Source organism: Sutterella faecalis, from assembly GCF_006337085.1.
In the GTDB taxonomy this organism is placed as follows: Bacteria; Pseudomonadota; Gammaproteobacteria; order Burkholderiales; family Burkholderiaceae_F; genus Sutterella; species Sutterella faecalis.
The window spans coordinates 2,866,014-2,890,813 of the sequence record NZ_CP040882.1; the positions used below are offsets into that span (position 1 = coordinate 2,866,014).

22 protein-coding genes are annotated in these 24,800 nt (G+C 57.0%); 16 read left to right on the plus strand and 6 right to left on the minus strand.

Going from position 1 to position 24,800, the window contains the following annotated elements:
• Window positions 1-11 precede the first annotated feature (11 nt).
• From FG381_RS12015 to FG381_RS12040, 7 genes are all read left to right on the plus strand, one after another.
• Window positions 12-242, plus strand: coding sequence for a hypothetical protein (locus FG381_RS12015; protein WP_139689007.1), 231 nt, complete (start codon window positions 12-14; stop codon window positions 240-242).
• A 56-nt stretch (window positions 243-298) separates the two neighbouring features.
• Window positions 299-526 carry a hypothetical protein gene (locus tag FG381_RS12020; RefSeq protein WP_139689008.1) on the plus strand — a complete coding sequence of 76 codons (228 nt, stop codon included), beginning with the start codon at window positions 299-301 and terminating at the stop codon, window positions 524-526.
• A 4-nt stretch (window positions 527-530) separates the two neighbouring features.
• Entirely contained in the window at window positions 531-1,028 is a 498-nt protein-coding gene (locus FG381_RS12025) for a phage holin family protein (protein WP_139689009.1), read from the plus strand.
• A gap of 102 nt (window positions 1,029-1,130) precedes the next feature.
• Window positions 1,131-1,256, plus strand: coding sequence for a hypothetical protein (locus tag FG381_RS12860; protein ID WP_265575132.1), 126 nt, complete (start codon window positions 1,131-1,133; stop codon window positions 1,254-1,256).
• A 6-nt stretch (window positions 1,257-1,262) separates the two neighbouring features.
• Window positions 1,263-1,676, plus strand: a complete 414-nt coding sequence (locus FG381_RS12030) for a structural protein (protein ID WP_139689010.1) — start codon at window positions 1,263-1,265, stop codon at window positions 1,674-1,676.
• On the plus strand, window positions 1,673-2,086 hold the full coding sequence (locus FG381_RS12035) for a hypothetical protein (RefSeq protein ID WP_139689011.1): 414 nt from the start codon (window positions 1,673-1,675) through the stop codon (window positions 2,084-2,086). Before FG381_RS12030 ends, FG381_RS12035 begins: the two co-directional genes overlap by 4 nt.
• Window positions 2,087-2,159: 73 nt before the next feature.
• Entirely contained in the window at window positions 2,160-3,164 is a 1,005-nt protein-coding gene (locus tag FG381_RS12040; RefSeq protein WP_139689012.1) for a DUF3644 domain-containing protein, read from the plus strand.
• A gap of 424 nt (window positions 3,165-3,588) precedes the next feature.
• Here FG381_RS12040 and FG381_RS12050 read toward each other — a convergent pair whose 3' ends face one another.
• From FG381_RS12050 to FG381_RS12060, 3 genes are all read right to left on the minus strand, one after another.
• Window positions 3,589-4,785 carry a tyrosine-type recombinase/integrase gene (locus FG381_RS12050; RefSeq protein ID WP_165697880.1) on the minus strand — a complete coding sequence of 399 codons (1,197 nt, stop codon included), beginning with the start codon at window positions 4,783-4,785 and terminating at the stop codon, window positions 3,589-3,591.
• Window positions 4,786-4,992: 207 nt separating this feature from the next.
• Window positions 4,993-6,414, minus strand: a complete 1,422-nt coding sequence (gene hydG, locus FG381_RS12055) for a [FeFe] hydrogenase H-cluster radical SAM maturase HydG (RefSeq protein WP_139689014.1) — start codon at window positions 6,412-6,414, stop codon at window positions 4,993-4,995.
• A gap of 213 nt (window positions 6,415-6,627) precedes the next feature.
• Window positions 6,628-7,866, minus strand: a complete 1,239-nt coding sequence (locus tag FG381_RS12060) for an MFS transporter (RefSeq protein WP_226960350.1) — start codon at window positions 7,864-7,866, stop codon at window positions 6,628-6,630.
• 264 nt (window positions 7,867-8,130) lie between these two features.
• On the opposite strand from FG381_RS12060, the gene FG381_RS12065 reads away from it, so the two are divergent.
• Window positions 8,131-8,346 carry a hypothetical protein gene (locus FG381_RS12065; RefSeq protein WP_139687002.1) on the plus strand — a complete coding sequence of 72 codons (216 nt, stop codon included), beginning with the start codon at window positions 8,131-8,133 and terminating at the stop codon, window positions 8,344-8,346.
• 201 nt (window positions 8,347-8,547) lie between these two features.
• On the opposite strand, the gene FG381_RS12070 is transcribed toward FG381_RS12065, so the two are convergent.
• Entirely contained in the window at window positions 8,548-10,041 is a 1,494-nt protein-coding gene (locus tag FG381_RS12070; RefSeq protein WP_139687003.1) for an ISNCY family transposase, read from the minus strand.
• Window positions 10,042-10,796: 755 nt separating this feature from the next.
• On the opposite strand from FG381_RS12070, the gene FG381_RS12075 reads away from it, so the two are divergent.
• The 4 genes from FG381_RS12075 to FG381_RS12090 all read left to right on the plus strand — a co-directional run bounded on the left by FG381_RS12075 (window position 10,797) and on the right by FG381_RS12090 (window position 17,950).
• Window positions 10,797-11,099 carry a hypothetical protein gene (locus tag FG381_RS12075; RefSeq protein WP_139689015.1) on the plus strand — a complete coding sequence of 101 codons (303 nt, stop codon included), beginning with the start codon at window positions 10,797-10,799 and terminating at the stop codon, window positions 11,097-11,099.
• Between the two features lie 278 nt (window positions 11,100-11,377).
• A complete protein-coding gene (locus FG381_RS12615) occupies window positions 11,378-11,737 on the plus strand; it encodes a hypothetical protein (protein ID WP_165697881.1) in 360 nt (119 codons plus the stop codon).
• 176 nt (window positions 11,738-11,913) lie between these two features.
• Window positions 11,914-13,656, plus strand: coding sequence for an autotransporter assembly complex protein TamA (tamA, locus tag FG381_RS12085; protein ID WP_139689016.1), 1,743 nt, complete (start codon window positions 11,914-11,916; stop codon window positions 13,654-13,656).
• A 1-nt stretch (window position 13,657) separates the two neighbouring features.
• Window positions 13,658-17,950 carry a translocation/assembly module TamB domain-containing protein gene (locus FG381_RS12090; protein WP_139689017.1) on the plus strand — a complete coding sequence of 1,431 codons (4,293 nt, stop codon included), beginning with the start codon at window positions 13,658-13,660 and terminating at the stop codon, window positions 17,948-17,950.
• Window positions 17,951-18,040: 90 nt separating this feature from the next.
• Here the strand turns inward: FG381_RS12090 and FG381_RS12095 are convergent, their stop codons facing one another.
• The gene (locus FG381_RS12095; protein WP_139689018.1) at window positions 18,041-18,556 is read right to left on the minus strand and encodes a hypothetical protein; all 516 of its coding nucleotides are present in this window, start codon (window positions 18,554-18,556) and stop codon (window positions 18,041-18,043) included.
• Between the two features lie 25 nt (window positions 18,557-18,581).
• On the minus strand, window positions 18,582-19,109 hold the full coding sequence (locus FG381_RS12100; protein WP_139689019.1) for a hypothetical protein: 528 nt from the start codon (window positions 19,107-19,109) through the stop codon (window positions 18,582-18,584).
• Window positions 19,110-19,438: 329 nt separating this feature from the next.
• Between FG381_RS12100 and FG381_RS12105 the strand changes: the two genes are divergently transcribed.
• From FG381_RS12105 to FG381_RS12120, 4 genes are all read left to right on the plus strand, one after another.
• Window positions 19,439-20,635 carry an MFS transporter gene (locus tag FG381_RS12105; RefSeq protein ID WP_139689020.1) on the plus strand — a complete coding sequence of 399 codons (1,197 nt, stop codon included), beginning with the start codon at window positions 19,439-19,441 and terminating at the stop codon, window positions 20,633-20,635.
• Window positions 20,636-20,842: 207 nt separating this feature from the next.
• Complete coding sequence (gene dcuC / locus FG381_RS12110; protein ID WP_139689021.1) at window positions 20,843-22,123, plus strand: C4-dicarboxylate transporter DcuC; 1,281 nt, start codon at window positions 20,843-20,845, stop codon at window positions 22,121-22,123.
• Window positions 22,124-22,549: 426 nt separating this feature from the next.
• The gene (locus FG381_RS12115) at window positions 22,550-24,229 is read left to right on the plus strand and encodes a carbon starvation CstA family protein (protein ID WP_139689022.1); all 1,680 of its coding nucleotides are present in this window, start codon (window positions 22,550-22,552) and stop codon (window positions 24,227-24,229) included.
• Between the two features lie 150 nt (window positions 24,230-24,379).
• A complete protein-coding gene (locus FG381_RS12120; RefSeq protein ID WP_139689023.1) occupies window positions 24,380-24,799 on the plus strand; it encodes a hypothetical protein in 420 nt (139 codons plus the stop codon).
• Window position 24,800: the final 1 nt, after the last annotated feature.

The window sequence follows — 24,800 nt, forward strand, 5'->3', positions numbered from 1 at the left end:
GCAGGTGCGACATGGCCGGCGGGAAGGACGACTACACCGATAGGGTGATCGCCGCTCTGTGGGCCATCGCCGCTGATGTCAAAAGCATTAAGTCGCGCCTGGATAGCCTGGAAGCCGCAATCAACGCCCGCATCGCTTATGACGCGGCCGTTATTTCGGCAATGGCTTCGGGCGCTACTGCGGCGACGGAAGAACCTGCGGAAGAAAAAGAATCCGGTGCATCCGGTGCATCCGGTGTGTAGCCCATTGGGCCGCGGTCCTTTACGGGCTGACGGCCCTTTTTTTTCGGGAGTACGAAATGACAAAAGAAGAACTCATCGCAAAGCAGAAAGAGCTTGGGCTTAGCGGCATTGACGGCCTCAAGGACGAAGCGCTTGAGAAGCTCAAGAAGTATCTCGATGAGCAGAAGGCGCAGCTGGATACCGAGACGCGCCGCAAGGTGCGCGCTTTCTGGATCGGCGTCACTGCCGTGGGCATTGTCCTCGGCATTGCCGCAGGCTGGTTCGGGCGCTTCATGATCGGGTGACGCCATGCACTCGCTTCTACCGGTGGGGGCGGAGGCGGCGTGGATAAAGATAGGTGCGGTATTGGGGGTGATCTGGGGGGCGACGTTAGCGAGCGTTGCCCCCTTGGTCTACTGGTATCTGGCCTTCATGGCGGCCGACCTTCTCACCGGGATATGGGCCGCCTGCCGGACCGGGACTTTCAGCTCAAAGCGCCTTAGCTTTGGGATGGCGAAGAAGGGACTTGCCTTTTTCATCATCACTCTTGCGCACGGGATCGACGTGAGCTTCTGGTTCGTGCTCCACGACATGCCACTTTTTCAAAGCGTGACGCTCTGCGCCTATGCCTGCGGCGAGTTCGGATCGATCGTCGAAAACATCGAGCGGGCGGGTTTCGGAGATGCACTGCCTCCAGTCCTCAAGAAGCTTTTCTTGTCGCTTGAGAAGCGCCTTGAGAATGCCGTGGACACCAAGCTCGATCAGATCGGGCTTGATGATGAGGAGAAAGACAAGAAGACCAAATAGCAAAAGCCGCTCGGGAGCGAACCGGGCGGCTTTTTTTATAGGCATCAGAAACGGAATGGGCCTATGGGAGACATTTTAACTGCTTTGAAGATCGGAGAGCTCATGACTGCTGATGATTTGACATGGCAGGCGACGGCCATCCTTGTCGTCCTCATCGCTTTCGGCGTTGCCGTCGTCGCATGCGTCGCCGGGAAGGCCGTGAAGATTTGGCGTGATGCTCTGAAGTGAGGGACTATGACCGCTCGAGGAATTCGGAACAACAACCCGGGGAATCTCCGGCACGGGGAAGCCTGGCTCGGACTTGCTCCGGTGCAGGATGACCAGAATTTCTGCACATTCACGGAAATGCACTTTGGCGTGAGGGCGCTCCTGAAAACCCTTCGCACCTACGTAGAGAAGCGAGGATGCGACACCGTGCGCAAAATCATCACCCGATGGGCTCCGGAAAATGAGAACGATACGGACTCATATGTGCTTCATGTTGCGACGGCCTGCCGCCGTGATCCGGACGAAGTGTTGAACTTCGAGGCCGACCCGCTCCTCTATCTGGACATCGCGAAGGCGATCGCCCGACATGAGTGCGGCGTCGATGCTGAAGCGATCACGGATGATGCGTGGGAAGTGGGCCTCAAGGAGGCCGGGCTGTGACCTATCTGAAGATCGCGGGCGCACTGCTTGCGGTGCTTCTGGCTTTCGGAGGCGGCTATCGATATGCCGCCGCGCTCTACGAAAAGGACGCGGCGGAGCTTCGGGAAGCCGAGGCCGTTGCCCGTGCCGATATGGGGAGGAAGCAATATGCGAAGATGGTTGAAGCGCTGGACGCTCTTGCCGGCCTGCGCGGTGAGCTTGCCGATGCTCGCGCTGATGCTGAACGGGTGCGCCGCGCCGCCGAGGTACGTGAGCGAAGAGCCAGCGCCTCTGCCTGCGGTGCTGAGCGCGCCGCAGTCTCAGCGTGCGAAGGCCTACTCAGAGAAAGTGTCGAGCTTCTCGCAGAGGGTCGAGAGCTACTTCAAGAGTCAGCCGGAGTTCACGACGCAGTGACGGCGGCTAGGAGATAAAAGATCTTCTACACAAGCGAGTTCTTGATTGCTATAGTTAAAAAACATCTAGGACCATAGTGATCAAGTCGAAATGGAAGATCTGGAAAGACGACTAAAGGATAAGGCTATTGAGGCCTTTTTGCTGGCGATTGAAATATATAATAAACCAACAATTAAATATCGCGTCGAGGGATTTTCATTCTTTATAATTAACGCCTGGGAGCTGTTATTAAAGTCTTACATAATAAGAAGAGACGGGAATAAGGCCATTTATTATAAAGACAATCATGGCAGAACGCTGTCGTTAGAGAATTGCATCAAAAAGGTTTTCACGAACGAAAAGGATCCGTTAAGAATAAATCTAGAAAGAATAATAGAACTACGCAATACCAGCACGCACTTTATTACCCCAGAATACGAGTCGCTGTATCTGCCGCTCTTTCAGGCCAATGTAGATAATTTTTCTGATAAGTTACATGATCTATTGAATGAAGAGCTTGTTCAGTATGTCTCCGAAAGCTTTTTGAGACTCCCAACTTCTGTCTGTACGATTCAACCGGAACAAATACGAGCCAAATATACTGATGCGGTATCGGCTCGATTTATCGAACTAAACAATAAAATTTCAGAACAGCAAGGGAAATTAGGGAGCAGATTTGCGATCTCGATAGTTCACACTTATAAAATAACAAAGAAAGATGGAGCCGATGTTGAGAAAATACGCATATCGAAGGATGGAGAACCAGCGAAAATAATTGACCGCCCCAAGGATTTTTCCTCCACTCACCCCTACACTGCGAATAAGGCCATTGAAAAGCTTAATGCCCTACTGCGCAGGTCGAGTGTTGAAGTTTATTTTCGCGGCAATAGGACTACATTAAATAAAAGCCACCTTACCAATCTGAATCGTTCCTATGGCGTCAAGAACAATCAAGATTTTTGCTATACCAATACCCTGTACAAAAATCCTCAGTACAGCTATTCGCAGGCGCTAATAGACTTTCTGTATGAGGAGCTACGCAAACATCCAAAAGATCTTCTGGATAGGGTGGCAGACGAGTACAAACTAGCTCAAAGCAAGAAGAAGGGAAGATAACCCCAGGGGCAAAGGAATTCTAAGCATGAAGCCTACTCCCATTCGGGAACCCAGCACTGATCCTTCTCGAGTTATCTTAAGGATACTATAGGCGAAAAAATGGATGACCGCAATCACCCATAAAGATTAGCTAGCAAGCAGCCGACGCTCGCCGTCGATTGTCCGCGGCCGGTTCAGATACCTGCGACGCTGAAAGAAAGCAGCTTGCCCGATGCGCAGACCTTCTCGAAAGAGGCACGGAGCTGGTTCGACGAGGTGTCGAACTATCTGAGCGGACTGCGATAGATAAAGATGCGGTCGTGAAGATCATGAGCCAGTAGCGCCAACTATTAAATTTTTCTTAATAGTTGGGGTACAAGCTGTAATAAAAGTCAAGCGTAAACGGATAAATAAACGCCGCTAAAGTAGCTTTATCTGTGAGGGGTTACTTCTTTTTCGGCATGATCGTGTCCGCCCACGACTGCATGACGGGACGACGTAGTTCACATAGGTCGTCACGCTGATACGTTTGCTCAACGGCGTTGCCGGTTGCGTGCATCAGGCACTTCTCTGCGACGACTCTATCCACACCGTTTCTAGCCGCCCAGTCTCGGAAGGTTGAACGGAATCCGTGCATAGTCACTTTGCCGTCTGTGAGTCTGCTGACCGTGTGATATGGGTTGTCGATGCGGATTGGTCTGTGCGTCCAGTAAGGCGACGGAAAGAGCGGTCCCTTCTGGCTCGGGTTGGCGGCAAGCAGCACTTCAATGGCCTGATCGCTCAGAGGGACACGGTGCGGGAAAGGCTTGCGGTCTTTTCTGCGAGCAGGCGGGATGTACCAGATGCGCTCTTCGAGATTGATTTCATCCCAAAACGCGAGCGTAAATTCCTTTCGGCGCGTGGCGGTCAAGATGCCGAAGAGTGCAGCCAGACGTGAAGGAGGCTCTCCGACCTCACCTGCAAGCAATCGACTGACAATGTCTATCGTCTCATCAAGCGTAGCGGCAGGGCAATGTCTGGTGGTGTAGATGCGCTGAGGTGATGGCAGCCATGCGTCAAGATTGCCGCGCCATGTAGCTGGATTCTCTTTGTTGTAAAACCCTTCACGTTTTGCATAGGCAAAGACGGTCTCCAAGTAGCCACGCATTTTGACGCCTGACGGAGTCTGATTCTTCCAGAGCGGATTGAGGATAGAAAGGATGTGAGACGTTTCGACCTCTTTGATCGGCATGTCTCCGATGTGCTGGACGGCGAGGCCGAGAATGCACCGCCGCCATTCATTGATGCTGTGCTTGTTCTTGTACTGCTTGACCTCAATGATGATCGGGATGATGCGTTCTGCATACTCCTTGAATGTTGGCTCGTGCTTTGTCTTTGCCGGTGCTTTCTTTTCTTCTCTGAAAGCCTTTGGGTCGATTCCTTGCGTGAGGAGAGTGTGGCACTTGAGCGCCTCATCCTTCGCCATTTGAATCTTGATGAATGTCGGATCACCCAGTGATAGATCCTTGCGCTTTCCGTCGAACGTGTATCGGAAGACAAACGCTCTGCTGAGTCCGTTTCTTCGGACGACGAGGTACAAATTCGGCGCGATCTTATATCGTCCATCGCCTACTGCCAGAATGTTTTTGGCCGTAATGTTCATGGCGTGTCCCACAAAATTGAATCCACGAGGTGCCGAACACACTCTTTGTCCCACAGTTGTCCCACAGGCTGACGGCGTGTAGGCGGTGTGCAGGTAGCGCGACGGTAGCGGGGGTACGACCATGCTAACACGAAAAACCCCGCCACATAGCGGGTATGTAGCGGGGTGATGGTTAGCAGGTAGTTAGGCTGTAGAAGAGCCGATCAGTTAGAAGCGGAAGTCGCGTTCGCCTTCGGCAATGCGTTCAAGGCGCTTCACGCTTGCATTGCGGAACTTCTCGTTCTTCACTTTCGGGAGCTCAAGACGGATGACGGCTTCGCCCTCGGTGCGGGTCTTTTCCGTCGCGTAGTCGCAGAGATATTCCTTCATGGTGAGGATGGCATTGGCCTGGCAGTAGTCCGCAATGGCGCCGTTCTTCGCAAATTCCATGAAGCGGTCGCCCGTACGGCCGGCGCGGTAGCAGGCCGTGCAGAAGCTCGGGAGATAGTGGTTCTCAAGGAGCCAGCGCACCACTTCGTCGAGCGAACGGCGGTCGTTCGTTTCGAACTGCGCGGAATTCTCAATGTCGCGGATGTCGCGGATCGTGTAGCCGCCAACCGACGTGCGCGAGCCCCCTGAAATCTGGGAGATGCCGAGCTTGAGGGCCGCTTCGCGGGTGCGGGCGCTCTCGCGCGTCGACATGATCATGCCGGTGTAGGGAACGGCAAGACGAATGAGCGCGACGATCTTGAGGAAGATGTCGTCGGGGACGGCATTCGAGAACGAATGCGGGTCGATGTCGTCGGCCGGGCAGATGCGCGGCACGGAAATCGTGTGCGGACCAACGCCCCAGACGGCTTCGAGATGTTCGGCATGCATGAGGAGGCCGACGAAGTCGTACTTGTAGAGCGTGAGGCCGAAGAGCACGCCGAGACCCACGTCGTCAATGCCGCCTTCCATGGCGCGGTCGTGCGCTTCGGTGTGCCAGGCGTAGTCCGCCTTGGGTCCCTTCGGATGGAGCTTCTTATATTCGTCCGGGTGATACGTTTCCTGGAAAAGCTGGTACGTGCCGATTTCGGCCTCGTGGAGCTTGCGGTAGTTTTCAACGGTCGTCGCGGCAATATTGACGTTGAGGCGGCGGATTTTGCCGTTCTTGTGCTGGATCGAATAGATCGTCTTGATGGATTCAAGGATGTATTCGATCGGGTTGTACTTCGGGTGTTCGCCCGCTTCAAGGAGGAGACGCTTGTGGCCGAGATCCTGAAGCGCAATCACCTCATTCCTGATTTCTTCCTGCGTGAGCTTCTTGCGGACAATATTCTTGTTCTTCGCGTGATACGGGCAGTAGGTGCAGGTATTGACGCAGTAGTTCGAGAGGTAAAGGGGCGCGAAGAGCACAATGCGCGCGCCGTAGATCTTTTCCTTCACATCGCGGGCGATGCGGAAGATTTCGTCGTTCAGATCCGGCTGGTCGCAGAAAAGGAGCGCAGCGGCCTCGCGATGGGTAAGGCCCTTGGCGGTTTTTGCCTTTTCAAGGAGCGATTCCAGAAGCGGACGGTCGGACTTATGCTCCTCCGCCCACCTGAGGGTGTCTTCAATTTCTTCCCGGCAGATGAACTCGTCTGCGCGGCGTGATTTGGGATCGTACATAAATTTTGTAAGGCTGAAATGGCGGGAAGCCAGAAGCGCAAAAAATAACGCTTCGGGGATCTCCGTCATATGCGGGCGTCTTAGAGCGAGCGCCCTCGGCTTTGTCGAATGCGCTCATGATAAAGATTTCGCTCGCTTTCCGCGTCCGGGTTTTTGATGACACCCGGGTGCCGGATCCCGTCTTTTCAAGAGACGCCGCGCCGTTGCTGGCGTCTATTCGCCGTCAAGCTCCTTCATGCGGCAGAAGACGGCTCCCGCGGAGTAAATCGCAAAGAGGAACCCTCCTCCCGTAAAGACGGCGAGGCCGAAGAGCGAGGCGCCCGCACCGATGACGGAACCGATAGCGCCGGCGATGACCGGGAAAGCGGATTTCCCGGAATTGATGAGCATGAGCCGGAAGCCGATGGCTTCGCCGATTCGGTTTCCGGGAGCAAACCGGTAGACGAGCGACATCATGTTGGGAAGCGACGCTCCGAGCCCGAGGCCGAGCAGAAAGGCCGCGCACATGAGGGGAGGAAGCGTATTGAAGAAGGGAAAGAGCGCAAAGGCGATGGCGCTCAGAAGGAGCGTCATTGCGATGAGGTGCCATTCCTCAAGAACCTTGAGGAGCATGGGCATCAGCAGTCGGACAACAAAAGTGGCGCAGGCGAAGCTGCCGAGCACCCAGCCGATTTCGGAGGGCGCAAGTCCCGCTTCATTGGCATAGATCGGGATGAGGAGGTTTCCCACTTCCCATGCGACGGAAATGATGACGGAGGCGAGTAGCACGGCCCGCATCGGCGGGTCCCGGAAAAAATCGAGGGACGATCCGGAGCCTTTTGGTTCGCCGGCCTTTTTCGCGCGCTGCCTCTCGCGCTTGATGAGAAGCCCGCGCATGAAGGGCAGGCTCAGAATCGCGGCAAGAATAACGGGCGCAATGAGGCACCAGATGTAGAAGGCGCTGAAGGAGAAATGCTCAATGACGTATCCGGCAGCAACCGGGGTTGCGAGATTGCTCGATGCCGTCACGAGCGAAAGGGCCGTAAACGCGGATTGCCGGTCGCCGGGGCGGCAGACGTCGCCCGTCAGGCGCTGAGTCACCGTATTCATGAGCATGAATGCAAGACCGGTGAGAAGGCAGGCAATGAAGAGCGAGAAAATGCCGAAAAGCGCCTTCGGGAGAAAAAGCGCGGCGAGCCCGGATCCTGCAGCGGCAAAGAGTGCAGCGTGAATGGGGCCGCTCGGGCCGGACTTGTCGAGCCATCGGCCTACCTTGACGGCAAAGAAGGCCGGAAAAAGCGAGATGCAGGCGAGCATAGCGCCGGTTTCAAAGGGACCGGCTCCTCGCGAGAGCGCATCAAGGGTTGCCGTAAAGCGCATCCCTGTCGCGCAGGAATGAAGCGAGAGCGGAATGAGGAGAACTTTAAGAAGCGGCAGCCAGCGTTGAGAAAAGGAAAGATGGGCGTTCGGCAAAGCGGAAAAGGCTTATAGAGGATCTGAAATAGATTCTTTTGAGGTTAACGCCGGAGAATCGCTTTTAGCAACCACCAGGAAACGGAGTCAATCAAAAAGATTGAGCGAGGTTTGCCGCAAACAATCTGTTGATAGGGGTTTTCCCCGTTAGTAAGGGATTTGGAAAGGGGGAAAATGAATACGAAATCAATGAGACCCTCGGTAGGACGGGACCTCTCGCAGAAGGTGCGTAAAATTAAAGTAATGTGTTAACGGGCAGCAAAAATGAGACTGCTAACCCACAGCGATAATGAGACTTTTTCTGCCCCTCTGGGTGACACCAGCAATCGGCAAGAGTTTCACAACAGCGCTGATCTTTTCAAGGAGGCGAAAAGCTACACAGCGGCTTTTCTGGTAACGCGCGAGCTCGCGGATTGGTTTGCGGGCATTGTGCTGGCCGAGCGCTCCACTTCGGCACCTGGCGGCGGTACCGGCATTTAGCCTACGGGCACTGAGGCAAGCTCTGTCAAGCGAACGTGGAATAAACGAGCGCGGCCTTCAGACGCGCGAAGCTTTATGCCGCGAAAGTCGCTTGACAGAAATCCCTGAGATATCATTTAGTTAAGGCGGATGCATCCAAGCGCAGCGCGCGGTGCATTCGCCTTAACGACCCACCATCTCAACGGTGCTTCAACCGTTGAGTTATCTCTTGGGCTTCAACTTTTCCTTGGCTGCTGCAATACGAGCATTGATTGCTTTCGCTTCTTCGATCTTTCGGTTCAGTTCCTCCCGTTTCGCCATCGCTTTCAGAGCCGATCTCCTTTGCATTTCGTGCCAGGGGCTCTTTTGCGTCGTTTCTGAGTCTCCTTTCTTTTGACGCCCCACTTCATCAACGCGGTGATTCAGTGTCTTGGCCGTTTCTTCCGGTGTTGCGACTGACATTTTCAATTTCGTTCTGTCGTGTTCCGTGAATTCGAGCACGTGGTAGCGTTTTCGGATTCTCGGCCCCTCTTTGGTGATCCGCTTGCGATGTTCAACCTCGTCGCACCAGAGGATTTCCACCCGCCCATCGGCATACTCCAGCAGATTGCACTCAGTCTTCATCATTGCTCCCCTCATGGAGCGGCCCACCCCGACAATCTGCAGTGTCTTGCTGCCGTAGGACACCGTCAGGTTCCTGCTGATCATACGTGTATGCCATCTGGCAAAGATCTGCTCAATGCGTTCTTTCGTTTCCTCCAGCAGCGGCGCGTGGCTATCCTTAGAGTCAGCGGGAGCAATTGCGAATTCTTGGTTATAGCTCGCCAGCAATTCCGGCATTCGTGAATTTGCTTCCGCCATATTTCTGATGCCCAGCACACGGAACTCTTTTGGCCATCGTCCCTGCAGCGTGCTGAATGTTCGCTCGACCCGCCCTTTGGCTTCTGGCGAATTAGCCCGTATCCCCGTTACCCCCAACTCCCGACAGACTCTTTGAAATTGTGTTTCCTCGGATTTTCCGCTCTTCGAGGGATTTACTGGGGCAAAGATGGAATGTCTGTCGCTGTACAGAGCCCATGGAATCCCATATTTTTCAATGTACTTATTCAGCAACTGAAGATATCCTTCAGATGTTTCTGTTGGATAGAAGCCGGCGACCATGATGCGGCTTGTTGCGTCATCGACAAAGATGAGAAGCGCGTAGCTGTTATCGTCTCCGGTTCCCTCGAACCATGGATGCGGACTGCCGTCAATTTGAATCAGTTCCCCAACGCTCGATCTGCGGCGGCGCAGCTTATGCGCGGTCGACCTGCGCTCCTTTGGAGTTTCTTCCGGACGAAGTGTTGTCAGGATTCGTCGTACCGTTTCAACGGAGACCTCAATACCCTCAATGAGCAAATACTTATGCAGGAGGGTTGCCTGGAAGCCCTCATATTTGCCTGTTGCAAACTCGATGATCCTCGCTCTGATCTGCGGATCGAGCTTATTGGCCGGAACACGATTCCCTTGACCGGTATGTGAGGGCAGCCGACCTGTCTCTCGCCAGTTCTTGAGATGCCGCATAAACGTGCTGCGAGGCATCTGCATCAATGTCTTGGCATCCTCAACGCTATAGAGATGCCTTTCGTAGCCTTCAAAAATTTCCTGAGGTGTCAGCCGAGGGATTTCGGACTCAACAACAGAAGGGCCCCGAGACTTTCTTGCTTGTTTCGACATAGCAGTCTCCTTGGTAATTAAGCCGAAGGGATTTCGACTTAATATCCAAGGAATACATTATGTTAAGAGGAAATACCATTGTCGATATTCAGCATATTCAGTAGTCTCATGCAGAGGTATCCTGTCTTATTGCTGTGGTATCTCATCTCATTTCGTCATGGCATCGGGTCCCATTCATTTGTATGCAGTTCTGCCGCTGGGGCAAGTAGTCTCAGTGCAGAGGTAAAGCTGACCAAGAGTGGTATGCCGTCTCATTCAGAGCGGTTTGCAGTCTCAATCCCTGTGGTAATCCATCTCTCTTTACGGAGGTATCGGGTCTCAGTGGTAATGGGTCTCGTGGTAGCGGAGGTATCCAGGCCAACAGGATGTTGGTATATCGTCCCGGTCAGATACGGTATATGGTCTCAAATCCTTGGCGTATCACGTCTCAAAGTCGTTGGCTAAACAGTCTCGTTTACGCTGACCGTTAACACGTAAAATTAAAGTAATGGATATAGAAGAATGATGGTTTTTAAAAGATAAGCGCAAAGAGGCGTTTTGCATCTTTGTTGCTTAAAGCAGAAAGCAGAAAAAAGCGTCTGAAGACCAAGTTCGGATGTTTTCTCTCTTTCTTCGTCTTGGAAGGCCTTCGCTCTGAATTTCCTTTTGACCCGAGGCGCAGTCCTGATTTTTCAGGACGTCTGCCTTGATTCAACCAACCGGCGTCCCTGCGGGGATCTACAACAATAAAGCACAACTTTCAAGGAACCAGCCCGATGTACGTTTCTCAGGAAGGTGGTAGCACCAAAGAACTGCCAAGCGGCACCAAGACCGGCGTAATAAGCTGTCGACTGCCATTCGAACTCAAGCTCGCCATAGAGGGGCTTGCCAAAAGTCAGAATGTCGTTCTCTCTCATGTCATCCGCGAAATCATTCAGGAAGCTGTAGCCCAGGGGGATTGCTTCTGGTGGAAGGCTGAGGGGGCCAACGATGGAAATACTCTCGGCGAGGAGGCCGGGGAGCTTGAGGCTCAGGCTCTCGGTGATGCGTCCTGTCGCACTGCCGTCATAGAGGGCTGATTTAGGGATTCCTGGAAAGCCGCTTGCGGGTCATGCCTCAAGCGGCTTTTGCTTGGGTGCTCCGGGCCTAGAGAAGAGAGAGGCCGCTTTCAGAAGCGCGCAGAAGAAGGATTGAGGCCGACGGACGAATATCCATCCCGGTGAATGCGGATACAGTTTTTCGCAATGTTGCCTGTAAATCGTCTTTGCGCCGTGCGCGGCGTGGCGGGGTTCGGTGATAAATTGGAAGAGCAGGCATATCAATCTTTGCGCTGCAAAGGAAAAAGGAAGGAGAGGCCATGCCCGTTCTTAAGATCAAAACCAAAATCAAGCTGGATAAAGCCACGCTGAAGGCGTTCACGGACGCGCTCGCGCAGACGGGACTTTCTCCTGAAGAAGCCGTGAAGCGTCTGATTGCTGAAGCCGTGAAGCAGCTGACAGTCTCTGCCGAGGTCAAGGCGGCAAAGGCTCCGGCTGCGAAGAAGACCGCCGTGAGGAAAGTTCAGCCGAAGGCGTCTGCCAAGCCCGCGGCTAAACCTGCAGTTAAGGCTCCCGCAAAGCCTGCCGCAGCCCCGGCCGAGAAGCCTGCAGCCAAGGCGTCTTCGGCTGCGCGCGCTGAGACGAAGGCTCCTCAAGCCAAGCCGGCAGCGAAGGCTTGACAATCCGCGTGATCTGCCGCCCAAGCGGCATTGAAATGAAGAAAAGGCGTCGGTTCATTTCCCGGCGCTTTTTCCTTTGGAAAAGACTGCGCCGGGCGCGTTCGAGGTAATGGCGCAATTCGGCTCGTTAAAATAAGCAGACTCATTCCCCTTCCCATTTGCCAAGGGATTCTGCTGTGATTCGCCTTCGCCCGCTTGCTCTGACGATCCTTCTTTCTGCTGCGCTTTCGGCGGAAGCGGCGGATTTCAGTTATCAGCTTTCCGGGCTCGAGGGCGAGCTCGAGGAAAATGTCCGCGCGCAGCTCGAGTCCCTCGGGCTCGACGCCATCACCGTCGAGGGGCGCTACCGGGCCCGTGTGAGAACGGGCGTCAGGGACGGCCTGAGAGCACTGGGCTACTATGCGCCGAAACTTACCTTTAAGTGGGATCCCAGACCGAAGGAAGGCTCTAAGGAGCCGCGCATTCTTAGGCTGACGGTCGATCCAGGCGACCCCGTGAGGATTGAGGGCGCAGAACTTCTTCTCGAGGGCGATGCGGCGAATGACCGCGCCTTCGAGCGCATGCGGAGAAAGCTTCCAAAGAAGGGAGACGTGCTCCATCACGGGGAATACGAGAGCTTCAAGAAGGAAGTGCAGAGCCTTGCCACGCGCAAGGGCTACTTTCAGGGGCGCTTTACGCGAAATGAGCTTGCCGTGGCTCCGGATCTTCATCAGGCATGGTGGAGGCTCACCTTCAGTTCGGGGCCGCGCTGGAAGTTTGGCGGCGTGCATTTTTCGGGCTCGCAGATTGACGATGAGATCCTCCAGAACCTCATTCCTTTTGAGAAAGGCGATCCCTATACCTCTGACGGACTTGCAAACCTCAATGAACGACTCGCCGACACCGGCTGGTTCAACTATGCCGTCGTGGCGCCCGACTTTAAAAATGCAACGCCTGATCATGAGCTTCCCTTTGAGGGATCGCTCACGCCCCGCAAGGGCAATATTGTCGAAGTGGGCGTCGGGTATTCGACCGACGTGGGCCCGCGCTTTACGGGCGAGTGGACAAAGCCCTGGGTGAATTCGATGGGGCACAGCCTCGCGCTCTCAAGCGCCGTTTCGGCGAGAGAGCAGGAATTCGACTTCAGCTACAAGATGCCGCGGAGGGACAATCCGCTCGAGGAGTACTACCTCCTCCAGGGCGGCCTCAAGCATACGGACCTCAACGACACCAAGTCGACGCAGACGACGCTCGTCGGATCGCGCTACTGGAACTTTGAGAACGGCTGGCAGCGGGCATTCAATATGCGCTGGATGCTCGACAACTTCACGCAGGGCATGAGCTCGACGACAACGATGCTGCTCTATCCGGGCGTTTCCTTCAGCCGCACGCGTTCGCGCGGCGGCGCCATGCCGATGTGGGGTGATTCGCAGCGCTATTCTTTCGACCTTTCCCGCAAGCTCTGGGGGTCCGACATCGACTTCTGGGCCTTTAATGCGCAGGGGGCGATGATCCGCACGCTCGCCATGCGGCACCGCTTCATCGGGCGTTACGCCTTCGGCTGGATCCAGACGGACGACTTCGACGACGTGCCGCCGGATCTTCGCTTCTTTGCGGGCGGCGACAGGAGCGTTCGCGGGTATGACTACAAGTCGATCTCGCCCAAGGATGATTCAGGCGACCTGCGGGGTGCAAAGCGGCTTTTCACTTCGAGCATTGAATACCAGTGGAATTTTCACGGCGCCTGGTGGGGTGCTGCATTTGTGGATGCGGGCGAAGCGGTGGATAAATTCACCTCCACGTCCTTCAAGGTGGGCGCGGGCCTCGGGATACGCTGGCAGTCGCCCGTGGGACCGGTGAAGTTCGACGTTGCCCGCCCGATAGGAGACCCGGACCACAAGGGTTTTGCTTTCTACATCGGCCTCGGCCCGGAGCTTTAACATGGCCCGATCCAACCGAATCATTCTTCGCGCAGCGGGGCTCATCCTCGCGCTCTTTTTTCTTCTTGCCGGCGCGATCATTTTTCTTGCCACGACGGCTTCGGGGCTTTCGATCACGGCAAAGGCGCTGGATCGCTGGGTGCCGGGGCTCTCGATTGCGAAGTCGGAGGGCGACTGGCGGCATCTCACGCTGACCGGGATCGGCTGGACTTCTCCCGGGGTCGATGCGAGGGCGGAAAAGCTCGTGATTGAGCTTGATTGGTACCGTCTTTTCGATAAGGAACTGAAGATCGGCCGCCTGGAACTCGAAAAACCGGTCGTGGCCATTGAGAGCGCGTCGCTCCCGCAGAGCGAGACCGTGCATGAAGAACCTGCTCCTTTCCAATTGCCGGATCTGAGGCTTCCCATCGGCATCACGCTGGACGGCATTGAGGTTCGGGAAGCCAGGGCGGAGATCGACGGCGAGGCGGTTGAGCTCAAGGCGCTTGATGCCGGACTTGATCTTCACGACGGAATTCTGGCGCTGAGGAAGCTTTTGCTCGAGGGCTTCTCCTCCGGGCTCGCCCAGATACCCCTTCAAGCCGCGCATTTTGAGGCTGCCGCACGCATGAGCCGGGAAGGTCTCGTGATTGAAAAAGCGGTGCTCTCAGAGGGTGATGCCGATCTGAGAAGTCTGGCCGGCACCCCTGCCGCGTCGAAAGCGCCGCAAGCGGCCGAGGCGGCCGGAAAGCCGGCTCCCGAAGCGCCTTCTCAAACGTATCTTGAGCGCGTGAAGGGGCTCTTTTCCGAACCTTTCATCCGCTCGCTTCCTGTCGTCAGGCTTCCCTTTGACGCGCAGCTTCTGTCGCTCCGATTGAGCCGCCTGCGTCTCAAAGGCATTCCCGGAACCGAAGCGCTTCCCGGATTCTCGCCTCTGGAGATTCATTCGCTCGAGGCAAAGGCCGGCATGACGCAGTCGCGCATTGAGCTCGAGCGCTTCAGGCTCGATGCTTCGGCTGTCGATCTCGAGCTTTCAGGGAGCGCTGATCTGGACAAAACATGGCCACTCAGCGTTTCTTTAAAAGCGCAGGCGGATGCCGCGCCCTGGGGGACGCTCGCGGGCGTGAAGTTTGATTCGCCGCAAGCTCAGATCGAGAGCATGCTTTCGGGCGAAATAGCGGGAGAAATGCATCTCACGGCGAGAACAAGCGGGCCCGTCGAACTGCGCCTTCAGGCCTCGGCCAATGCTGCAGAAGCGGATCCTTCCTTCAATTTGTCGCTCGCTGCTGCCTTGGTCAGGTCGCCGGAAATCCTTGAACGTCCTCAATCGAAGGCTGAGGCCGATGGAAAGGCCGCCGCCTCTCAGGCGCCTGCTGCTGACCCGGACGAGAGCGTTCCCGAGCTACAGACGCCGTCTCAGCCCGGCATTGCCGAGATGCTCCTGAAAAGCCGCTATACCGTCAGGGATCTTTCGCTCGCGGCCGCGGGTCGCCCTTCCTCATGGAAGCTTTCGCTCAAGGGGAGTCCCTCCATTGAAGCGCCCGATCAACTGCTCGGCTTGGAAAAACGCTTTGACGGAACGCTGGCAGCTGAAGCCGCGGGGGATCTTTCCGGAATCAGACTTTCGAAACTCGATTTCACGACGCCGCTCGGAGAGTTGAATCTCAATGGCGAAGCCGACTGGAAGAAAGATCTCGTCTGGAAAACCGCACTGAAGGTGACGGGCGTTGATTTTGAGCCCTGGATCAAAAAGCTGCCTCTCAAGCTCGGCGCAGACTTCGCAAGCGAAGGGATTTTGCGCACGGACGGCACCTACCGCGTGGATTCGGCAAAGCTCACGCTCGACGGCAGCATTCAGAAGGCGCCGGTGAAGCTCGCAACGGAAATTTCAGGAACGAGCGAACTCTCGTGGAAGGTATCGGATTTCGACTTCCTCCTCGGCAGAAACACGCTGCGCTTTGCGGGCGAGGTCGAACACATGCGGGGAATCAAGCTTGACCTCAGCATTGATGCACCGGGACTTCTCAATACGATCCCCGGGCTCCGCGGCCGCGCCAAGGGGACCGTCAGGCTCGCCGGCAGCCTCGCGCATCCGATTGCCGAGGCGAATATCCGCGCGAACGGGCTCGGCTGGGAAAATCTCTTTTCGCTGGGCGAAATCAACCTCTTCGTGGACATGAGAAATTCGCCCGTGAAGGGCGCTGCGCCCCGCAAGGGCGGAGCAAATGAGGGCAAAGCGCCGCCTCCGCCGGCGCCGCCCGCGAATCTTCCGCCGCCGCCAGCCGCCGATGCCTCTCTCGAAGAGAAGCTCGCCTTTATTTTCAATTCGCTTGCCGGAGGGGAAATTCAGGGAAGCGCCAGTCTGAAGCTCTCTGACCTTGCGGCTTCCGGCATTACGCTCGATTCGGCGGAAACGTCGCTCAAAGGCACCGAAGGCAGTCATGTCGTCACGCTCTCGCTTTCCGGGGACCCCGTATCGGGATCGCTGCGGGCAGCGGGAAGCTTCTCGCGCGAGACGCTCTCCTGGACGGGGTCTCTTTCACGGGCGCGCGTGGAAACCCCTGCGGGCATCTGGTCGAATCAGAGTGCGGCGCCTCTCAGGTGGGATCCGAAGACGGTGCAGCTAACGATAGGAACCCACTGCTGGATGCATGAGGATGCGCAGGTGTGCCTGCCGAAACCGATGGTTCTCGGCCGTGCGGGCGAAGCGCATCTCGCATTGAAGCGTCTCAATATTGAAGTTCTGAAGCCTTATCTGAGAAAGAAGAGCGACCGGATTGCGGGGAACCTCACCGGCAGCGCTGATTTCTACTGGGATCTCGAAAAGAATCCGATGCCTGCCGGACAGGTGAATTTGAATGGCGACGGTCTGAGCTACTCCACGCGCTGGCAGGGCGTGAGATTCCCGGTGACGCTTGAGAAGCTTCGTGCGCATGCGCTGATCGCAAAGAAGCGCGTTGCGCTCGCCTGGGAAATAAAGCCCGAAGGTAACGGCTCGAGCTGGGGTGAACTCGCGGTGATTGATCCGGAAAAGGAGCGCCGTCTGGACGGAAAAATCGTCGTCGACGGCATAACGCCTTCCTTTATTCAGCCCTTCCTCTCTAGGGGAGAGCGAGCTGAAGGGGCCGTCAATGCCCGGCTGCGCGCAGCCGGCACGCTTTCCCGTCCGGAACTTTACGGACGAGTCGGCGCAGAAAATGTCGTGGTCGATGCCGACTTCATCCCCATTGAGATGGAGCCTTCCGGCGTCGAAATTGAATTCAACGGCCGTACGTCGACGCTTGCCGGGGAAATCCGGACGAAGACGGAAAGCGTGTTCCTCTCGGGAACCGCGTCCTGGGAGAGTCTCGAGAGCTGGAAGGCGGATGCGAGAGTCCGTACCGAAGGACTTCATCTCTCGCTTCCGCCCATGATTCAGGTGGACGTGAAGGGCGACGTGACTGCCGAAGCGACGAACGCCTCGGCGGCGCTTAAAGGCCGCATAGAGATTCCCAAATCGATGATTGAGGTGAAGACGCTTCCTTCTTCGGCGATTGCCGTCTCGGAGGATCAGGTGCTTCTCGACAGCAATCTGCAGCCGAGAACCGTGCGGACGGACGGCATGCCGATTTCGGGCGACGTCACGGTGGTGCTCGGTCCCGAGGTGCGGATCGCAGCCTATGGTCTCCGCGCAGGGCTGACGGGTGAAGTTCGCTTCGTGATGGCCGGGGGCAGAATGGGTCTCCTCGGGCAGATCAACGTGCCGATGGGGCGCTTCCGCGCCTACGGGCAGGATCTCGTGATTCAGAGCGGGCAGATCCTTTTTTCGGGTCCCATGGCGAATCCCACGCTGCGTCTTGAAGCCATCAGAAACCCTGAAAGCACGGCCGACGGCGTAACGGCAGGCATCCGGGTGACCGGTACCGCCGAGTCGCCGGAGGTGACGCTTTTCTCCACGCCGCAGCTCTCCGAACAGGAGACGCTTTCCTACCTCATTCGCGGCGAAGGCCTCGGTTCGGAAGAGGGAAGCAGCGCCTCCATGATGACGAGCATGCTGATCGGCGTCGGAACCTCGCAGGGCAGCGGCATTCTCTCCGAAGTAGGGGATGCCGTCGGTCTGAGAGGGCTCGGCGTCGATACGACCGGTACGGGCGACTCGCAGCAGGTGGTGGTGTCGGCTTACGTGCTCCCGGGGCTTCAGGTGAAGTACGGCGTTGGAATTTTTGATTCGCTTGCCACCCTGACGCTTCGCTACCGGCTGATGCCGAGGCTCTACCTCGAAGCCGTTTCCGGGGTGGAGCAGGCGCTGGATCTGCTCTACCGATTTGAATTCTGATCGCTGGGGAAAGCGAATTTCAGAGAAGAAAAATGCCGTCCGGGCGTGCGGCCCGGACGGCAGATGAAATCCTTCAGCTTAGGAGGCGGCTTATTTCGCTTCGCCGCCGGCAGCCTTCAGATTTTCAATCTCCGCGCGCATGCGCTCGAGCTCAAGCTGGGCTCGCTCGCGCGCGAGTTCCGATCTTGCATTGCTGTCGGCTACGGTGCCGTCGACCTGAGCACGGCGCTCTGCAACATCAAGCTGCTTGAGCTCCAGTTCGAGCTCGCGGACCTTGTCCTGATAGGCGTCAAGCTTTGCCTGACGCGCGGATTTAGCCTTCTGGGCAGCGGCGCGCGCCTTGGCAGCCTGGGCATCCTGAGCCGCCTTGACGCGGGCGGCTTCCGCCGCGGCGGCTGCACGGGCAGCTTCCTTCTGGCGAGCCTCTTCCTGCATGACGCGGGCGGCGGCGTCCACGCTCTGCGTGTTGTAGTCAATGAGCTCCGGGCTCATGCGCTGCGTTCCCGGCGGCAGCGTGGAAGTCTGGGTGGAGGGCGTTGTGCAGCCGGCTGCCGTCAGGGCGCAGAGAACCGATGCCGCAGCGACAGCAGAAATTCTGAACTTCATATTGTGCATACCTCAGGAACGCGCGTTACTTGCGGGGGCACCCGTAAGGGTTGTTGGGCTGAATGCGGGCTTCGCTCGGAGTGGGCGCAACGAGAATTGCCGTTCCGGTCTTGAATTCGCAGGGCTGGCCGACCTGAGAGGTCTGAAGCACCCGGCCGCCGGCAGTCTTGTAGATGATCTGCACGCCGTCGGTATAGGTCGTGCTGTCGCCGCCAACGGCGCCGCCAGCAAGACCGCCAACCGCACCGCCGGCGAGGCCGCCCATGACGCGCGCGGAGGTGGAGTGATTGTTGTGGTTGCCGATCGCCGCGCCTGCAATGGCGCCGAGAATGGCGCCCGCAAGCTGAGCGGTTTCGCGGTTGCTGCTGTTGGGGACCGCCACGCGGGCTGCGTTGATGGCGATGATTTCAACCGTGTTGACTTCCTGAACGCGATTCACCTGATTGGCCGTATAGGTGTCGGCACGATAGTAAGTGCCGTCGCTCGCGCATCCGCCGAGAAGAAAAACGGCAGAGAGGGCTGCCGCTGCGGCAATCTTTGTGTTCTTTTTCATAGTTTTCAATCCTTTGGGATTATCAGGCTTCGCGAAGCATGATGTATGGAGCAGGACGCTTCGATGCTCCTCTGAAGCCCGGGACCCCGCAGATTCCCCGTCCGCGGGAAAATTCCGGCGCGGACGCTTATCAATAGAGAGATTTCTAACTGCAACATTAGCGCAGTAAGGTCTGAACAAGTGTTCATGTTTTTGAGGATTCGTAACGAATCTCGTCCGGAGCATACGATAGGAATCTGTCGCACAGGGAATGGCCGGAATCGGGAGATGCAGCGCTGATTCGACCTAAAATCCTCTGATCCGCGTTCTTTCTTTTGTCTTTCCCCGCCATGGCACGACTTTCACCCGCAGCTGCCGGAGGCTTTCTCCTTGCGGCTTTCCTCTCGGTTACCTTCGTCATGCGAGGCCCCGTCACAGCCGTGGGCCCGCTTGCTCATGAGATCTGCGAGGCGATGGAAGTGGGCTGGGATGCTTACGGCACGCTCTCGGCGCTCCCGATTGCAGCCTTCGGGGTCTTTTCCTTTGTTTCGCCGGCGCTCGTGCGCCGGTTCGGACTCTGGGGCGGAATCGCTGCGGCGCTCATGATTCTTTCTGCCGGCGCAGTTCTCAGAATGGTGACGAACTGGTCGGTGCTTCTCGCCGCAACGCTTTTCGTCGGCGCGGGCATTGCCATTCTGAACGTGCTGATGCCTGTCGTCGTCAAAACGGTATGGGCGCAGAAGAGTGGTCCGATGATGGGACTTTATACCGGCGTAATTGGTTCGTCTGGCGCCGTGGGCGGACTTCTCGCCGCACCGCTTCTCAGCCTTTCCGGTTCGCTCGCGGTTCCTTTCGGCTTCTGGGCGCTAGCATCCGGAATCGCGCTTCTTTGCTGGAGCCTCGCGAGAAGAGAACCGGGGGCCGAGGCGATGCAGCAGGGGGGCTCTCCTCGTCAGGAAGAGAAAAAGTCTTCTTTCGGCGCGATGCTCTCCGACCCGCTTGCCTGGGCGCTTACGGCGGTGATGGGACTGCAGTCCCTAACGATCTATACGGCAGCGGCCTGGATGCCGCCCTTCTGGCAGAGCCTCGGAATGAGCGCTTCGGAAACGGGCTTCTGGATTTTCGTTTATCTCCTTTCGGGTCTTCCGGCTTCCGTCTTTACGCCCCGCTTCATGAAGCTCGTCGGCAATGACGCCGTCTCAGGAATCATTCTTTCCGCCATTTATCTCGCGGGGCTGGCCGGCTGGATCGCGGGCGGCGTCTGGCTTTTCCCGGCGTCCGTGGCCGCAGGCGCTTCTCAGGGCGCGATGCTCTCCGTGGCGTTTCTTCTCATGGCGCAGAAGTCGACGGATATGCGCAGAATGCTCGGCATCTCGAGCATGGCGCAGGGGATCGGCTACCTGGGCGCCGGGTGCGGTCCATGGATCTTTGCAATGCTCTATGAGAAGACGCAGGTATGGACGTATCCCTTCGTATTTTTCGGGACTGTCCTAGTGCTGTGGGGATTGGCCGTCGTTGCGTCTGTTTTTAAGGAAAAGTTGAATTGAAAGCGTATGCGTCTTGACGGGTAATTGCTCGAATGGTGATTTTTTCAGGCGAAGCAATCGTAAAGAGAAAGAAATCATTTGCGTAATCGTGCAAGAATGCGCACCGGGTTAGCGGAAACGATAGGTCACTTTGCGAGGGTTCCCTCGTAGAATCGCGTCCGCCCGTAAAAATTCTTCAAACTTTTCCTCCCCAAAGGAGATTTCCCTATGGCCACCTGGTCCATGTGCGTAGCACTCGTTGTTACTGTCGGTGCCGTCTGGGCGCTGATCAAGCGCTACGAGACGCGCCTTGTTCTTCTTACTGCCGGCCTCCTGATGGCGGTTCTTTCGCTCGAACCGATGATCGCCTTCAAGCAGTTCGACAAGTCGATGACGAACGGATCGCTCATCATCGCCATCTGCTCGGCAATGGGCTTTGCTTCCGTCGTCGCGCTTACCAAGTGCGACGTGCATCTCGTTGCGCTTCTCACGAAGCCGCTTCGCAAGCTCGGTCTCTTGTTGCTGCCCGCCTGCATGCTGGTGGTGTCCTTCATTTCGATTGCCATTCCCTCGACCTCCGGCCTCGTCGCCTCGGTCGGTCCGACGGTGATCCCGCTCCTCATCCGCGCGGGCTTCCATCCGGCAATGGCGGCCGCTGCCGTGGTGGGCTCCATCACGATGGCGTATCTGTCGCCCGGCGTCGCGCACAATGCCTTCGTTTCGAAGCTCGCGGATATCCCGATCATTGAATTCATCGGCCGCTTCATGCCGATCACGGTCGGCGCCGCGCTCGGCGCTATTGTCCTGATGGTCGTTGTGTGCCTCATCTACCGCGACTTCCGCCGCGAAGGCTTCGGCGAGACCGAAGGCGCCGGCGCGAACGGCGGCAAGACGGCTGAGCTTCCCGAGAAGCCCAACATCCTCTTTGCGCTGGCTCCGATGCTTCCCGTCGTCATTCTCGTCTGCGCCAACATCTGGGCTCCCCAGATGAAGATGTCGGTTGCCACGGCCATGCTGATTGGTGCGATCTACGCGATCGCCGTTACCCGCACGAACCCCGCCGACGTTACGAAGAAGTTCTTTGACGGCATGGGTTCCGGCTACGCCAAGATCATCGGCATCATCATCGCTGCCGGCGTCTTCGCTGCCGGTCTGCACGCCTGCGGCGTGATTGACGCTTTCGTCAACTACCTCACGCATGCCAACGAAATCGCCAAGCTCGGCGCTGCCGCCGGCCCCTATCTGATGGCGCTGGTTACCGGTTCGGGCGACGCTGCGGCGTTTGCCTTCAATGAAGCCGTAACCCCGCACGCTGCAAGCTTCGGCATGACGATTGACGGCCTCGGCTATCTCGCCGCCATTTCCGGCAACTTCGGCCGCCTCTCGTCGCCCCTTGCCGGCGGCATGATCATCGCGGCCGGCATCGCCGGCGTGTCGCCCTTCGCAATCGTGAAGCGCACCGCCCCGGTGATGTTCATCCTTCTCGTTGCCGTCTACATTCTCAGCTGACGACCGCTGCGATTCAAAAAGACTTCTCTCCGGACTTCCGGAGAGAAGCGCTTAAAAACGAAAGGCCTGGAATGAATTGTTCCGGGCCTTTCGTTTTGCCGATCTGTAAACAAATGATGCAAGGGAAAACCCGATAAGTTCTTTGCAATATCCGGATTGATGCAAAAGTCAGAGCATGCTTGTGATTTTGATTAATTAGGAATAACACAATCTAAATTCCATAAATATCAATTATTACAAATAAATCAAAAATAGAATCTGCATTTGCCTGAAAGGTGTTTGGATCGTACTATTTCAGATCAGACGCAGAAGATTCCGTTCTTTCTGCGCTGCGCGCTTCCGTGCTGAGTGCTTCTCTCGATCTAAGCAGTGCCGAAGTGCATTTCCATAAAACTTCATTCCTACAAAAACCAAGGATTTCAGGCAATGAACGGTCTCACCATCATGCTGATCGCTCTCGTCGCTCTGGCAGCGGGCTATTTCGGATACGCCCGCTGGCTTGAGAAGACCTGGGGAATCGATCCCAACCGGCCCACACCGGCCGTTGAAAACAAGGGCGGCGACTATGCGCCCGCCAACAAATGGACGGTGTTCGCGCACCAGTTCACCTCGATTACGGGCGCGGGCCCTGTGACGGGGCCGATTATTGCGGCCATGTTCGGATGGCTCCCGGCGCTCCTCTGGATGATCATCGGCGGCATTTTCTTCGGCGCTGTTCAGGACTTCACCGCGCTTTACGCCTCCGTCAAGAATGGCGGCCGCTCGATCGGCATGATTATTGAGGACTACGTCGGCCGCACGGGCCGTCAGCTCTTCCTCCTCTTCTGCTGGCTCTTCACGCTCCTTGTGATCGCGGCTTTCTGCGACATGGTTGCGAACACCTTCAACGGGTTCGCCAAGGACGGCACTGAGCTCATGCCGGGTGCGGCTGCGGGCTCGATTTCGCTCATCTACATGGTGGGCGCCGTTCTCTTCGGCCTCTACCTGAAGTACATGCGCCCGACGGCCGGCGTGCAGCTCATTGTCGGCATCGTGCTCATGGTTGCCATGGTGGCGCTCGGCATCTGCTTCCCGGTCTATCTCGACTCCGTCTCGTGGCGTTATGTGGTCTTCGCGTACCTCTTCGCCGCTTCCGTGATGCCGATGTGGCTTTTGAAGCAGCCCCGCGACTACCTCTCGATGTTCCTCCTGATCGGCATGATCGTCTGCGGCGTGCTCGGCGTCTTCGTCAAAAACCCGACCCTCAACATGCCCGCCTTCGTCGGCTGGGAAGTGAAGAACCTCGACCTCTTCCCGATTCTCTTCGTCACGATCGCCTGCGGCGCGGTTTCGGGCTTCCACTCGCTCGTGAGCTCGGGCACGTCTTCCAAGATGGTCGCCAACGAAAAGGACATGCGCCTCGTGGGCTACGGCTCGATGTGCGTTGAGGTGGTTCTCGGCGTCGTTGCGCTCGTCGTTGTCTGCGCAGCGGCCCAGGGCGGCGTGCTTCCCTCGGGCACGCCCTTCCAGACCTTCTCGCACTCGGTGGCCGGGTTCCTCACTGAACTCTTCGGCGTTCCGACCGACATTGCCGCCTGCATCCTGACGATGTGCGTCTCGGCGCTGGCGCTCACCTCCGTCGACGCGGTGGCCCGCATCGGCCGCATGTCGCTCCAGGAACTCTTCACGCCGCGTCCCGGCGAGAAGAAGGGTCCGATCCAGGCGCTCTTCACGAATACGGTCTTCTCGACGGTTCTGACGCTGCTCCTCGGCTATGCGATCTGCATGGCGGGCTACATGTCCGTGTGGCCGCTCTTCGGTTCGGCCAATCAGCTCCTCTCGGCGCTCGTTCTTACCGGTCTTGCCGTCTTCCTGAAGGCGACCGGCCGCAAGGGCTGGATGCTTTACGGCCCGATGACGGTGATGTTCGTCGTGACGATGACGGCCCTTGTTCAGGCTGTGCTCAAGATCTTCGGCCAGATGGCGAACGGCACGTTCGTCTTCATGGTGGGCGGTCTGCAGCTCATCATCGCCGTGGCGCTCATCATCCTCGCACTGCTGGTGGTCTATCACTGCGTGCTGCGCCTGCGCGAGCCGGCTGATGCTTCGAAGCTCCGGAAGGCTTGATAGCAGAAAATCTTTTCCCGCACGGCATTCCGCCTGAGGCAGGCAAACCCTTTTAACCTGCCCCGACGGAATTGCCGAAAAGCTGGATTCAGACTGAAAACGCTCCGTTCCCATTCAGGTCCGGAGCGTTTTCTTCTGCATTTCCATAAAATGATGGAATTGACCTACCTGGCCCGCATGCTCATGCTTCAGTTCATTCTTTCCACCGGCATCATCGCCATGCCGTTTCTTATCCCGGTCGTGATTCTCATCTGCCTGCGCTTCTGGCCGATGAAGCACGACGGGCAGCGCACTGCCATGAAGTTTGCATGGGGCTTTTACGGCCTGTCGCTTGCGGCCTTCCTGGGGCACGCCATAACGCTCGGCGCTGGTCTCCAGGAATTCTTCCTCGCTTTCTGGGGCGCTCCCGGGACGATGGGCGCCTGGTGCTATGCGGGATATGCCTTTCAGGCGCTCGCTGTTATTGCGCTGATGGTGGTCGTCAATTGGGACACGATCATGCTTTTCATTGAAGCGAGGCGCCTGCGCAAGGCGGGGAAGGTTGAAGAGGATACGGAGCAGAAATCCTGAT